Origin of the sequence: Verrucomicrobium sp. BvORR106 (genome assembly GCF_000739655.1) — a bacterium.
GTDB lineage: Bacteria > Verrucomicrobiota > Verrucomicrobiia > Verrucomicrobiales > Verrucomicrobiaceae > Verrucomicrobium.
In genome coordinates this window covers 1-13,805 of sequence record NZ_BATR01000067.1, presented here as the reverse complement: position 1 = coordinate 13,805, position 13,805 = coordinate 1, and the positions used below count along the sequence as shown (strand labels likewise).

7 protein-coding genes and 1 pseudogene are annotated in these 13,805 nt (G+C 62.3%); 3 read left to right on the top strand and 5 right to left on the bottom strand.

The features are described 5' to 3' along the window. Positions 1-342: 342 nt before the first annotated feature. The 3 genes and pseudogenes from BV106_RS37220 to BV106_RS38285 form a co-directional block, all read right to left on the bottom strand. Positions 343-3,210 (bottom strand): autotransporter-associated beta strand repeat-containing protein, encoded by a 2,868-nt coding sequence (locus tag BV106_RS37220; RefSeq protein WP_265595525.1) that lies wholly within the window; start codon positions 3,208-3,210, stop codon positions 343-345. Between the two features lie 404 nt (positions 3,211-3,614). Beyond that, positions 3,615-5,930 (bottom strand): annotated as a pseudogene (locus tag BV106_RS10415) (autotransporter-associated beta strand repeat-containing protein); the annotation flags it as partial. Further along, complete coding sequence (locus tag BV106_RS38285) at positions 5,920-6,342, bottom strand: hypothetical protein (protein WP_265595524.1); 423 nt, start codon at positions 6,340-6,342, stop codon at positions 5,920-5,922. The gene BV106_RS38285 and the pseudogene BV106_RS10415, both read right to left, overlap by 11 nt. 414 nt (positions 6,343-6,756) lie before the next feature. Here BV106_RS38285 and ppk2 point away from each other — a divergent pair, with 414 nt between their 5' ends. After that, positions 6,757-7,572 (top strand): polyphosphate kinase 2, encoded by an 816-nt coding sequence (gene ppk2 / locus BV106_RS10405; RefSeq protein WP_051945609.1) that lies wholly within the window; start codon positions 6,757-6,759, stop codon positions 7,570-7,572. Positions 7,573-7,784: 212 nt separating this feature from the next. Here the strand turns inward: ppk2 and BV106_RS35395 are convergent, their stop codons facing one another. Continuing rightward, the gene (locus tag BV106_RS35395; protein WP_265595523.1) at positions 7,785-10,520 is read right to left on the bottom strand and encodes a Calx-beta domain-containing protein; all 2,736 of its coding nucleotides are present in this window, start codon (positions 10,518-10,520) and stop codon (positions 7,785-7,787) included. Positions 10,521-10,885: 365 nt separating this feature from the next. Further along, positions 10,886-11,239 carry a cupin domain-containing protein gene (locus BV106_RS10395; RefSeq protein WP_038164215.1) on the bottom strand — a complete coding sequence of 118 codons (354 nt, stop codon included), beginning with the start codon at positions 11,237-11,239 and terminating at the stop codon, positions 10,886-10,888. A gap of 67 nt (positions 11,240-11,306) precedes the next feature. Between BV106_RS10395 and BV106_RS10390 the strand changes: the two genes are divergently transcribed. Together BV106_RS10390 and BV106_RS10385 are read left to right on the top strand one after the other, a co-directional pair. After that, a complete protein-coding gene (locus tag BV106_RS10390; RefSeq protein ID WP_051945605.1) occupies positions 11,307-12,197 on the top strand; it encodes an SDR family NAD(P)-dependent oxidoreductase in 891 nt (296 codons plus the stop codon). 41 nt (positions 12,198-12,238) lie between these two features. Further along, a partial coding sequence (locus tag BV106_RS10385) for a glycoside hydrolase family 75 protein (protein ID WP_038164206.1) occupies positions 12,239-13,805 on the top strand: 1,567 nt, incomplete at its 3' end.

The window sequence follows — 13,805 nt, the reverse complement described above, 5'->3', positions numbered from 1 at the left end:
AAACTAGCGCCAACCTTGGGCGTTGCCCAAGGCTGGTATGACTCCGGGCTTTCAGCCCTCAGCTCGTTCGCAAAAGGGAAATCATCGGCCGGGTTACCTTTTCCCTGATGGCATTGCGCTTCAGTCCGAAGTTGATCCCAGAATGGGATCTCTAACACAGCCCAGTGGTTGGACGAGCCTCAAGCGAGTCAACCCTGGGTACCTCCGCAGAAAAATGATCAGGTGGGAAGGCCGCCACCATCCTCTCCCTCCCCACCCGCCATCAACGCCTCCACGTCAGTCGGATGCGATGCCATATACCGCATCAACCAGGCGCAGCCATCCTCAACCAGCGCAGCCCCCTCAACCAGCGCAGCGTCTCCTCCTCCGCCCAAACAGCGCCACCACCCCCAGCATCATCAGCACCGCTCGGCCCGGCTCGGGCACGGCGACGAGGATTCCGTTGCTGGCGAACAAGGTGGTGTCCCAATACATGCCATCCGCCAGGGTCGGCAGTTCCAGATCTGTCAGGAGATTGAACCCCTGCCCGCCGGAGGCATCCGCATCCAGGTTCAAGGTGCCAACCCAGTCCATCAGGTCAAAGACATCGCCGAACTGCGGATTGTACCCCAGGCTGCTCACGGTGATGCGGCCGTTGGCATCCAGCTTCAGCACGCCCGCGATGTCCAGCCTGTCATGGTTACCCGTCTCAGCCTCATACGTCGCCAGCACCGTGGCATAGTAGCCTGTGGTCGCATCGCCCAGGCCGCCCGGCAGCCCCATCGCATTCGCGATGCCCGCCGCATCATTATAGGTTGTGGCCCCCGTGGCCCCGAGCTGCAGCTCCAGACGCGTCACCGGGCTGGCACTCCCGGCCAGGGTGAGGTCACCACCAAAGGTGAGCTTGCCCGTGCTGTTCACATCCCCCGGACGAAGGCCGTACACAGAACTGATGGTGGTGTTACCTTGAACTCTCCCGGTGCCGCCCAGGGTGCCACCGCTCACTGTCACCGCCCCGCTGCCTGTGGCGGAGCCGCTGGCATTGTTGGCCAGATACGTGCCTGCCGTGATGGACACCGCCCCACTCGTGGTCTGCCCTGCCGTCACCGTCCAGGCGCCGGTGCCAGACTTCGTGATGGTGGCACTGCTGCCCGTGGTGAACATGGAGACATTCATCGAACCATCCCCCGCCCCCTGCAGCACCAGGTCCTTCGTGTTGCTCACGCTGGAGAAGGACAGGTCCAAACGCCCGCCGTCAGACTGGATCGTGTGCGTGGTGCCCGTGCCCGCCGAGGTGAAGGTGCCGGTCAAAGTGTTCGCCCCATTGAGGTTCAGGAAACTCGCGCTCGTGTTGTTGCGGGAGTACACGGAGAAGTTCCGGTCAATGGTGGCCCCACCTGCGATGGCCAACTCCAGACGGCTGAGTTCCGTGGTCGTCCCGGAGCCGATGGTGACGAGGCTGGTGTTCCCCAGCGCACTGGCATGCCCCAGGCGCAGATAGCCCCCCGTATTGGCCCCGCCAAAGAGCGTTGTGGTGCCGGAATAGCTGTTGCTGCCGTTCAGCACCAGGATGCCACCGTCACTGGAGACCACACCCAGATTACCAGCGCCAGAGATCTGGCCATTGACGACAAAGAAGCTCGCCAATCCATGCGCATGGAAGCTGCCTGTCACACCGCTGTTGATCAGGATGTTGCGGGTCGCGGCGAGTTCCACATTCGTGGAATAGTTCGTCTGCAGGCTGGTGCCACCCGCGAAGGTGATGTTCGTCGCTGCCGTGGAGGGCACTGCACCCAGGTTGGCATCGCTGTTGATGTTCAAGGTGCCGCCGCTCAGGATCGTTCCGCCAGAGTAGGTATTGGTCCCCGTCAGGACCACCCGCCCCGAGCCCGCCTTCGTGAAAGAGTAGGAACCACCCTCCTCACCGATGCTGCCGGAGAAGGCTGTGTCCGCCGCAGAGTTCGTCGTCAATACCCGGTTGCCGCCGGTCAAGGTCACCTTGCCGCTGAAGGTCAGCACTTGGGTGCCCGTGACCGGAATGATCGTGTCCGCCGCAAAGTTGATGGCATTGGCCAGGGTGGCGACTGCGCTGCCCGTCCGGATGTTCCCGCCTGCAAACGTCACGGTCCCGGTCCCGAAGGCCGCATTGTTCAGCACCAGCGTGGTGCTGCCAGCCGCCAGGATCGTTCCACCGGTGTAGGTGTTTGCCACATCCAGCACCACATCCCCCGTCCCATTTCCTGTGATGGTGAGCACGCCAGACTGGCCCGCCACATCGGAAATAACTCCGCGAATGTAAAACCTAAACCCTTCATGTCGCAGGGTGCCGCCATTGGCACCGATCTGCATGGTATAGGTGTTCGCCAGGTCCACCGCAGCAGTCGAAACTGCGAGGGTGCCCCCATTGAGCACCGTCACCCCTGTACCAAGCGCTCCGGCTTTCGTGATCGTAAGCTGTCCGCCATTCACATACGTGCCGCCTGTGTAGGTGTTCGTGCCTGTCAGGACCAAGTTCCCCGCTCCCGACTTGGTCAGGCCGATGCTCCCCGTGATGGCAGAGGCGATGGTGAGATTCGCCGCCGTGCTGTGCTGATGCACGATGAGATCCTGCCCGTTGCCAGAAGTCAGATTGTTGTTGTTGATGCTCACGGCCGACGTCACAGTCGAGGTCATGAGGATGCCGCCGGTGGCAATCGTCAAGTTGCCTCCTGTGTTCACTGTGGCCCCGCCAGCTTGGTTGAACCGCAGGGAATTGATCGTCATGACTCCCGGAGCTGAAGTGCCCGCCGGTGCGTCCACATCCGTCCCCGCCGTGAAGGTGGAGCTGTAGGTGGACAATCCCGTCACAACACCCGCCGTGGCCCCGGATCCACTCACGGCCCAGGTGTTTCCTCCAACCGTGGCATAGCCTCCGAGGATGGTCTGCGAACCGCCCGAGAAGCTGGCATTGGCTTGCGTGGTGCTGATGGCACCGCTCGCGGGCAGGATGAAGTTCACCGTCGCGCCCTTGTTCCGGGTGATGCCGCCCAGCGCCAGTGACGCGGCATTGCCGCCGTTGGCCACCACTTCGATCGTCGAGGCCCCGGGGTTCAAGGTTGTGCTGGCCACCGTCTGGCTCGTCGTCTGGCCAGCCTGGCTGGTGCCCAGAACGCGGAACGCACCGCCGCCCAGCGCCAGGGTGGAGGTGGCATCAAGCCGGCTCGTGCCAGTATTGGAGGAGCCAAAGTCCACTTCCAACGTCCCTGCATGCACCGTGGTGGAGCCAGTGTAGCCTTGCGAGGAGGTGATCCGCCAGGTGTTGGAGCCGTTTTGATGAGGTTCACCGCGGCACCGTTATTGGCAAGAACCGCCGCCAACACGTTGGTCGCCGCATTGGTGCCCGTGAGCGTGAGCGTCCGGGCGCCTGTGCCGCCGGCGAAGCCCACCGCGCCCGTGTTGTTCAGATTCAGCGCCCCGGTGCCGGAGGCGTCGATCGTGCCGTTCGAAGCTCCCAGCGAGAAGAGCCGGTCCGACGTCTCTGCCGCGCCGGTGTGCTTGAGCGTTCCGCCGTTGAGCACCAGGTTGTCCGCCGTATTGGCAGAGTTCCCCAGCGTGCCAGCCTGCCCGCCATTGCCGATCGAAGCCACACTGACCGTGCCACCATTGATTGTCGTGGGCCCGGCGTAAGTGTTGGCTCCAGAAACCACCAGCGTGCCGGTGGTCGTCTTCGTCAGTCCCGTCCCGGTGTTGGCCCCGTTGATCGCCCCGATGTTCTGGATCGTGCCGGACTGGAGGCTGATGGTGTCAATGACACCCGTCACCGTGCCCAGTTGGTTGCCGTTCAGGTTCAAGGTGCCACCGTTGAGCGTGAAGGTGCTGGCAGTCGTGCCCAGGCCACCAGCATCGATGATATCACCCGTCACACTCAGCAGACCACCTGTGAGGGTCAGCACCCCGGTGGAAGTTCCGCCTGCCGCCGTGGCCGAGGTGAGCGTGATGCTGGTGCTGCCCGTCTTGCCCACCGTCACGATGCCACCGGAGATGTTCAACGCGCCCGAGGCGTTGCCAGCCGCGGAGGCATTGGTGGAGACAGTGATGCCCCCTGCCCCCACCACCGTCGTGCCACCGCCCAGGTTCACGGTGCCAGTGAAGGCGGCCGTCGTGGTGCTAGCCGCACCCTTCTGGGCAATAAGAATCTTGTTCGCGTCCAGCAAGCCTTTGTTGAACTGGAAGGTGCCAGTCACACCGCCTGCACCCGTGGTTCTGCCCCCTACGGTGAGAGTGTCCACCATCATCACCACCTCGTGGTTCCGCACGTCAAAAGAGCCGGTGGGCAAGCCGCCAGTACCGGTCACGCCATAGCCCACCTCCAGGTTTGTGACCCGGCCGCCAGTCTTGCCAGTCAGCGTCAGGGTGCCCAGTGCGTTGGAGAACTGCACCACCCCGCTGGACCGTCCGTCCAGGAAGCCGATGTTGAATGTGTCCACCTTCAGCACGTTATTTCCCGTACCCAGATTGAGCGTCTCCGTACCGCCGCGACCGGTGCCCATCTGCAGGCTCGTGGCTGTGATGTCGTTGTTCGCCGCCAGGGTCAGGGTGGAGGAGCCCGTGCCCACGCCGCCCGTGGCGTCACCGATGCGCAGCGTCGTCACGTTGGCCGTGAAGGAGCTCAAACCGGAGAGGTTCAAGGTGGCGCTGCTGCCGCTCGCCGCGCTACCGGTGTTGATCGGGTTGTTTCCCACCTGGATGGTGGCGCCGGTCACACTCAGGCTGCCCCCACCGGTAAAGCTGGCGGAGGTGAACATGTCATTGCCCCCATGATCAGCCCCCACGCGCAGGTCGCCGTTCACCGTCAGGGTTTGCCCCGCCTGTATGCTCACCGCCGTGGTCACCACACCACTGGTCAACGAACGGCTCTTGATGGTGAGCCCGCCGATCGTGGCGCTGCTCGATCCCATATCCAGGTTCGCGGTGTTACCCACCGCCGTGTTCCCCAGCGTCATCGTGGTCACTCCGTTCAACGCGGTGGAGGATCCCAGCTTGAGCGTGCCACTGTTGATGATCGCCGCCCCGGTGATCGTGTTGTTGCCACTCAGCACCAGGTTGCCGTTGCCGTTCTTCGTCAGCCCGGAGCTCACGATGTTCGCGCCAATGACCAGGTCGGTGGTGCTGTTCTGGATCACCACCAGGTCACGGCCGGTCGGTGCCCGCAGGGTGCCACCGGTGATCATGTTCCAGCCCGTGGCGGCCGTCGCGGTGGAGCTCACCAGGATGCCGCCCGTCGTCAGCGTCTTGTTGTTCAGATTCAGCGTCCGGGCCTCAGCCGCGCTGAAACGAAGGCTGTCATTGGTCGTGTTCGCCCCCAGGGAGGTGTTCACTCCTGCGGTTGAGGCATCCGCATTGCCCGCCAGGGTGGACGTTGTCGTGGCGGTGTAACCACCTGAAATGGTGGACAAGCCGACAATGTTGTTTGCTGCTGCACCCCGCGCCGCCCAGTCGTTCCCACCCACGGTGGCATAGGTGACACCACCAGAGTCCTTCAGCACCGTATTGGCCGTGCCAGCGGAGGTGGTGACGGTGCCGGTAGTGGGCAGGGTGAAATCCAGCAGCGCCCCGACGTTGCGGGTGATGGCTCCCATCACGAGGCTGAGAGAGGTCGCGCCATTCTGGGTCAGTGTCACCGCGTGGTTGCCCGCGTTGAGCGTGGTGCTGGCAAAGGTCTGGCTGTTCGTCGCCCCGCTCTTGCCCTGGAGATTCAGCGTGGCCCCGCTGGTGTAGGTGCCGGTGCCTCCCAGCGTCAGCGCCGCCGTGGAGATCATGTTGGTAGCCGGGGCAGACGTTCCCGAGAAATCCAGCTGCAGGGTACCCGCCCGCACCGTGGTGGCCCCCGTGTAGGTGTTCGCGTTCTGGAGCGTCAGCGTGAAGCTCCCGTCCTTGGTCAGCGTCCGTGCCCCGCCGGTCTCACTGATCACCCCTCCCACCACCACGTTGCCCGAGTTGGTGAAGAACGACCGGTTGCCGCTCAGGATGAGGTCCAGATTGAGCGTCTGGGTGGCCGCGATGGAGTTGATCACGTCCCCGCCTAGCGTGATGCTGTTCCCCGTCAGCGTCCAGGCCCGGTTGCTGGCGCTGTTCATGAAGTAGATCAGACCGTAGGAGATCCCAGGCGGTCAGGTTGTTGTTCACCGTGGTGGCGTTGTTCCCCACCCCGTTCTGGAAGCTCAGCAGGTCCCCGGCCGCGATCGCGGTGTCGCCATTCCAGTTGGCGCCCGTGCCCCAGTTGATGTCACCTGCCGTGGCCCCTCCGTCCCAACTGCGCTCTGCCGCAGGGGCCAGGGCGGACGCGACGACGAGAATCCAGAGGGTCAACCAGGATGACTTCATGAGGGGGGTTCGGGGATTGGGGGCTTGAGGGGGGCGGGCAAACACCATCCGCTGACGCGAAATGGGCGCGCAAGAAAGCAGGTTATTCCCATTCAGCAACTTTCCCGGCAGACGCCTCCTGCCCGCTCTTGTGCAGGCGGCCCTCCCAACTTGGGCATGGAAGAATCGGCCCGGAGCACCTGACGCCTCCTTTCACCCCGCCCTCCCAAAGCCGGGCTCCACCCTCATCGGACTTTGGTCCTATCGACGCTGGCCGGTCTTGTCCCCAACATCAAGGGATGACCTCATCACGCTTCCCGCCCTGCACAGCGTAGGCACAACCCCCTCTGAGCGAAGGCACTACACACACCCGGCAGCAGCCGCCCGGCCGGATTCCCAGCATTGTTTCCCACAACTCACCCTCCCACCCAAGCCATGAGCGCAGACGACAAGACCAAAAGCGACGAACCCGAAGAGCTGAGCAACAAGCAGTACACCAAGGAACTGCGAAAACTCCAGGCCGAGCTGTGCCATCTCCAGGAGTGGGTCAAGCACAAGGGACTGCGCGTCATTATCATCTTCGAGGGCCGCGATGCCGCGGGCAAAGGGGGCACCATCCGCGCCCTCACCGAGCGGGTCAGCCCCCGTGTGTTCCGCACCGTCGCGCTGCCGGCCCCGTCCGATCGCGAGAAATCCCAGATGTACATCCAGCGCTACATGGCGCACTTCCCCGCCGCGGGGGAGATCGTCATCTTCGACCGCAGCTGGTACAACCGCGCTGGCGTGGAGTACGTCATGGGCTTCTGCACGGAGGAGCAGCACGGCCGCTTCCTCGAACTGTGCCCCGAGATTGAAAAGTACATTGTGGACGGGGGCATCCAGCTGATCAAAATCTGGCTGGAGTCCAGTGACAAGGAGCAGAAGCGCCGCTTCGAGGCACGCATCGACGATCCTCTGCGCCAGTGGAAACTCAGCCCGATGGACCTGCCCTCCCGCACCAAATGGTTCAAGTACTCACGCGCCCGGGACAAGATGCTCGACGCGACCGACACCGAGCACGCCCCCTGGCACATCCTGCGCTCCGATGACAAGAAACGCGCCCGCCTCAACTGCGTGCGCCACATCCTCGGGCTCATCCCCTTCAAGAAGATCAAGCGCGAAAAGGTGAAGCTCCCGGACCGCTCCATGAAAGGGGCCTATGACGACGTGGCCTCGCTGGAGGGAAGGAAGTTCGTCCCGGAGAAATATTGAGTCACCTCGGGCAGCACCGATCAAGCCCCGCGCGGGCCTGCATGAAGATGATGATAACCGTGCCAAGCCGCCAGTGTCCTGCCCCAGAAGCAATTGGACAGCCCTGAGTTTGCGACGCGATAAGCCCCCTGGAGAGACGCAGCTCTCCTGCGCCAGCGTGCCTGCCAGGGTTGATCGCGCAGGGCCGTGGGGACCGCCTCCCACGATCTCACTCACTCCCGCACCACCCGGAGCCGGATGAAGCGCCTGCCGACTCCGGCCCCATTCACCGCCGTCTTGTCCGCCATCACCACAGGCGATGCGCCCGGCGTGCTGATCTGCTCCACATGCTCACTCCCGGAGTCCCAGCTCGCCAGATTGTCACTAACCTCCACAATGTAGCTGAGGTTCGAGACATTGACACTCGGCCGGTAGGAGAGAGTCAGGCGGTTCACGCCGCCCACCTCCATCACCTCAGACCCCGGCAGCGCTCCGCTGCCCCAGGGTGCTTGCGCCCCCTTGGGATCCAGATCGAAGGCATATTCCAGCAGATTGGGCACCCCGTTCTGGTTTGGATCTGCGGTGTCGCCGGAGATCAGCGGATCCGCCTGCTCTCCTGCGGTGAACTTGGTGGACTGCCACTGGGCAAACGGCATGGGCAGGCGTTGGGCCTGGACGCTGGGAATGCGAAGGATCCCGCCATTGCTCACGGTCTGGCTAAAATGCCCCTCGGCACTTTGGTAGCGCAGGAGTAGATTCTTGGCTGATCCCGGCACAGGATCCCCTCCCATCGTGCTGGCGCTCACCGTCATGTTGACGGTATTACTGTTGAGGTTGGCGTTGATCTGGGATTTGACATCATTCCTGACACCGTTGGCTCCATACAGCGCCTCCAGAATTATCAACCCAACCGGTGCAGGATCATTGTTCGTCAAGTTGATGACCGTGGCGGTCACGGCGCCAAGGCTGGACCCGGAGGACGGACTGCTCAAGTTCACGGAAAAACTGCGCGGCCACTCATAGGCGCTGTTTCCGATCAGATTGATCCTGATGACCCTGCTTGTTTCACCCCCAGCAAAGGAAACAACCCCTGACGCCCCCTCAAAATCCACTCCTGCCAGGGCGCCATCGGACTGCGTGGCATAGTTCACCGTCGCGGCGGAGGCTGTATCCCATGTCCGCACCACGTTAAGTTCAACAAACCCTGCCTCTTCACTCAACGTATGTTCGGCAAGCTGAAATTGGAACACCGGGCGGGGTTCATCGTCCACAATACCAATCCAGTGCGTCGATGGGCTGCCCAGCTCCGCACCTGTAGCGGGTGACTTGAGATGCACCGCAAAACTTTCAACCTCCTCGATCTGGGAGTCATTAATCAGTCCAAAGACCAACGTCTTCGAGGTCTCCCCCACTTGGAAGTTGAGCGTGCCAGACGAACTCACATAGTCTTCCACGTCGAGGGCGCTTCCTGCCTCTGTCTCATAAGCCACCGAGCGAGCGCTCGCAGATGGACCTAAACGCCGCACGGTCAGGCTGGCAGAACCGGTGCCCTCATTGTGGTTGGAAGTTGCCCCTTCAAAAGCAAAAAACTCATAGTTCAATCCCGCACCCTTCAAAATATTGCCTTCTGCATCCAACGCTATCAGAGCTTCTCCATTCCACGACAACCGATTGATGAGGACCCGGCCCAACATGGAGATTTCATTCCATGTCGCACCATTCAGTGAGCGGCGAAAGTAAGCCCCCTGCGCCCCCTGTCCCCAGGCATACGCCACCCCGCCGACTGACACAAGCCTGCTGACATTGTCAGTAAATCCCGCCACGGGAGCCCATGTTTCACCATCTGTGCTCTGATAGAGCCTGTTGGCCCCAAATACAGTGGCCAGAAGAAACTTACTGCGAGACCAGCAGACCGTCGAGCCGCTACTGAGCACCCCTGGATTGGACGGAGCCCGCCAGTTGATCGAGTCATTGCTGATCCGGATGCCAAAGTTTCCAGCCGCCACGTAGGCACCGCCTGAATAAGCCACCGTGAGGAGTGGTGTGGTGATGCCGCTCGACCGCGCCGTCCAGGCCGCCCCATCTGCGCTTACGAGTATCACGCCACCATCTCCCACCGCAAGATACTGGCTGCCTGTCCATATGATGGATTGCAGCGCCTCTGTCTTTCCCGTGGACCTGTCGGTCCACACATTCCCGTCGGGACTCGTCCGCACGTTTCCTCCGGAGCCCACCGCCACGTATTGACCACCGGCATAGATGACATCGTTCCAAGTCTTGCTGCTGACCGAATCCCTTGCCTGCCAGGTTCCTGTGGCGTGATCGAGCGCTGCCATCTTCCCACTGGATCCCACCACCACGGTATTTGACGTCGTTGATGCCAGGGCTTTCAGACTCGGGGAGGTGTCCACCTTTCCCAGCAGAGGCCAGGCTGGATCAGGAAGCATTTCAACGGTGAATTGAGTCACTGCAGAGTACGAGGCGGTGAATCCCAGATCTTTGTCCGAAACGTTGGCGTCCACAACCGTCTGATGATCTTCCACATTCAAGAATCTGAGCGATGCCTGGTACACTCCGTTGGGCTTCAAGGAGGAAAACGCGGCATAGGTCTCGAAATTGCGCAAAGTGACCCACCCGGATTGATTATTTCCCACAACCCTTAGTTCAATGCGACTGTCCGGAGACTTTGGACCGCTCCAGGGTTCCCATTCTACCCGGGGATTGGTGGGCGACACCATCAGCCTCCCGCTTGCCCAGGTTCCGCTGAGCTTGGGTGTCTGCGACGGCATGCCGTAACCTCCCGTAAAGACCACCCCCTGCGAAGTCGTGGTCGTAGCGCCCGAGAAGTAATTCCGCGTGGTGTCGAACCGATAAGTGCCGGCCGGAAAAACAGCATCCAGCAAGTTGAGCGAGGCAAAAGGCACCGCATAGTAATAGTGAGTCCCCACGAGTTGCTGAGACGAGACCACGGTAAATGGGTTGGGGCTATGAATGCTCCCTGCCGGCAATGTGACTGTCCCCGTCTGACTTGAAGCGGCAATGGTCCTCTTGAGGGACCCGACAAAACTGAAGGGAACAACCGAGTCTGGTTGGACAATAGTATTGTCCGTCTGGATGAAATTTTGCTGCTTGGCTACGCCAGCCTCATCGAGGGCTCCGTATGTGACACACGTCGACCCACACCACACAATCAGGCCAAACAATGGGGGACAAAAGAAAAGACGACGAAAGGCAGGCAAGACGCAGTCGCGCATAGGGATTTTATTTAATCCATATGCCCATAAAGTCAGCCAACCGTCAAAAACAATTCGCGGTCAGACTCCCTCACCCCCGCTCACTCAAAGTAAGTATCCTCATGCGCATACGGCGGCGCGCAGCAGCACAGGAACCGCAGCTCCACGGTGGCCGTGATCTGATGCCACGCGTTGGCCGGAATCAGGATCGCGTCGCCCGGTCCCACGTCACGCGTTTCGCCATCGATCTCCATGCTGCCTGAGCCTTCGAGGATGAAGTAGAACTCCTCGCTCAGCTTGTGGTAGTGCCGGTCCGTGGCCCGGCCCACCGGGAGGGAGGCCTCCGCCAGGCTCTGGTTCTGCACCGGCGCGTTCGTGCGATCCAGGATGCTGCGGATGGTGGAACCGTCTTTTGTGGTGAAGGGCGGCTGGTCGGAAAGGCGGTTGATTGTCATGGGTGGGTGCGCCATCCTTTCCACGACCGCGCCCTGCTGCAAGCCGGATCCACCTCAATTCTCCCACATGGACACCGCCCCTCCCTCCACCAGCCCGGCGCCCCCTGCCCCGTCCCTGTTGAGCGACGATGCTCTGCAATTCTACCAGGGCGGCACCGTCATCATCACCGGTGCGTCCTCAGGCCTGGGCGTCGAGTTTGCCCGGCAGCTCTACCGGCACGTTTCCGTACTCGTGCTTGCCGCGCGCCGGTTCGAGGCCATGCAGCAACTGGCTGAGGAACTCAATGCCATCCACCCCGGTGTCCGCATCATCCCTTGCGCCTGCGATCTCTCCACGGATGCCGGCCGCGTGGCCCTATGGGAGAAGGTGGACGGTCTGGGACTCCAGCCCACCCTGCTCATCAACAACGCCGGCCTGGGAGACTACGGCGCCTTTGCCGATGCCGATGAACCCCGCATCCGCCAGCAGATCGAGGTGAACATCACCGGCCTCACCCTGCTCACGCGTGACTTCGCCTACCGGGCCAAGGCCACTGCGGATAAACCCGCCGCTGTGCTCAACGTCAGCTCCCTGGCCAGCACCGTGCCCGTGCCAGATCTGGCCGTATACGCCGCCACCAAGTCCTACGTCTCCAGTCTGAGCGAGGCCCTGGCCATCGAGTTCGCGGCCAAACACATCCGCGTGCTCTACGTCTGCCCCGGGCCCACGCCCACCAACTTCGGCCAGAATGCCCGCCGCGCCGATGACCGCGATATCGACCGCAGCGGCCAGAACCTCCTGGTGGTCACACCCGACCGCGTGGTCGCCGCCGCCCTGGGTGGGCTGGCGGAGAACAAGATCCGCGTCTTCCCCGGCAAGCGCGTGCGTCTGGCGGCGTTGGTATTTGAGCTCCTGCCCAAGGTGATCGTGCGATTCATTTTGATCAGGCGCTATCGTCGCGCCCAGCACCAGCCCTGACGCGGCACCTTCCCCTTTTCATTTCTTTCTTCCCTCCCCCGATGGCCGAAAAAAACACCCCCAAGTCCCCTAAGCGTTCTGGTCGTGGTTCCGACCTCCCGCCGCCTGATGACGAACAGAACCTGCCCGAGCGCTGGCATCCGCGTCGTCGTGGCTTCTGGGGCAACTTCACGCGTTTCATCTTCTTCACCACCCTCCTGTTGGCCCTCGTCCTGCCCTTCACGCCCTACGCCGGCAAGATCAAACGATCCCTCATCGAGATCGTGGAAAAGGCCCGCAGCGGCAAGGTCGTCGTGCGCGACGTCACCAAGGAAGTGCCCGTGTACAAGGAGAAGACGGTGGAAAAGATCGTGGAGGTGGAAGTGCCCGCCCCACCGCCGCCGCTGCCTTCCAAGTTCATCGCGCGCAAGGAGGTGGACGCTGCCACCCTCTTCAACGGCCTGACCATCCAGACCACCCTGCAGACGGAGGAAGGCAAGTTCGCCAGCATCGAGCGCACCGACAAAGACGCCTACACCGTAGACTTCCAGCTCAAGATCCGCATCCCCCAACCCAATCAGTCCCTGGATGAGCTGGCCCGCATCAACCCCGAGCTGCCCAAGGCCCTGCCCGGACTGAAGTCCATGCTGGACAACAACGCCAAGGTCTCCGGCTTCTACCACAAGCTCTATGAGCGCAAGGCCAGCATGGTGCAGCAGAACCTGACCCGCCTGAACAAGATCCTGGACCGGCACAACTTCTTCGACTGCGAGACCATCCTGGAGCTCACCCACCCGGTGTCGAAGCGCAACGTCCTCCTCATCCAGAGTGAGATGGACGTGGTGGCCGATGGCTCCGACGGCGACCGCATGCCCGTGATGAGCGCGGACATCTACAACAGCGACTACTACCAGCCCTTCACCACCTATGAGTGGGCGAAGAAAACCAACACCGTGAACCCGCTCCTGCCCCGCTGGCAGAGCCGGTTTGAATCCGCCAAGACCGAGTACGGCAAGAAAGGCCTCTCCAACGCCAAGAAGGCCGAGTTCAAGTCCGAGATGGATGAGGCCGAGCGCATCGTCAAAGCCCTGAAAGCCCGCAGCAGCCTCATCGCCGAGAAGGATCCCTTCATCGTGATTTCCCTGCTCTTCCGGGACTATCCGAAGGTCCACCCCCACGCACCCAGCATTGGCGACTACGCCGCCATCATCCACGGCAACCAGATCCTGCCCGCCATCTGCGGCGACTACGGCCCCACCATGAAGATGGGCGAGGCCTCCCTGATGGTGGCCAAGAAGATCAACGACAAGTCCACGCCGTACAACCGGCCCGAGAGCGACCTGAAGGTGACCTACCTCATCTTCCCCGGCACCGCCGAGCGTCCCTTTGGCCCGCCCGATCTGCAGAAGTGGCGTGAGAAGGTGAACGCCTACCTCACCGACGTAGGGGGCGTGGGCGATGGCTACGTGCTCCACACCTGGGAGAACCCCTTCCCCGCCCCGGCCAGCGTAACCCCGCCTCCTCCGGCGACCACCCTGCCCGCAGCACCGCTGGTCACCTCCCCTCCCGGCACCACGCCCCCTGCCGCCACCTCCACTCCCGTGCCCACCGGCACCAGCACCCCGGTTC

Excerpts from the sequence above, each read along its gene's own strand:
- BV106_RS38285 (WP_265595524.1), bottom strand. The coding sequence starts at position 6,342 with ATGAAGTCATCCTGGTTGACCCTCTGGATTCTCGTCGTCGCGTCCGCC.
- ppk2 (WP_051945609.1), top strand. The coding sequence starts at position 6,757 with ATGAGCGCAGACGACAAGACCAAAAGCGACGAACCCGAAGAGCTGAGC.
- BV106_RS10395 (WP_038164215.1), bottom strand. The coding sequence starts at position 11,239 with ATGACAATCAACCGCCTTTCCGACCAGCCGCCCTTCACCACAAAAGAC.
- BV106_RS10390 (WP_051945605.1), top strand. The coding sequence starts at position 11,307 with ATGGACACCGCCCCTCCCTCCACCAGCCCGGCGCCCCCTGCCCCGTCC.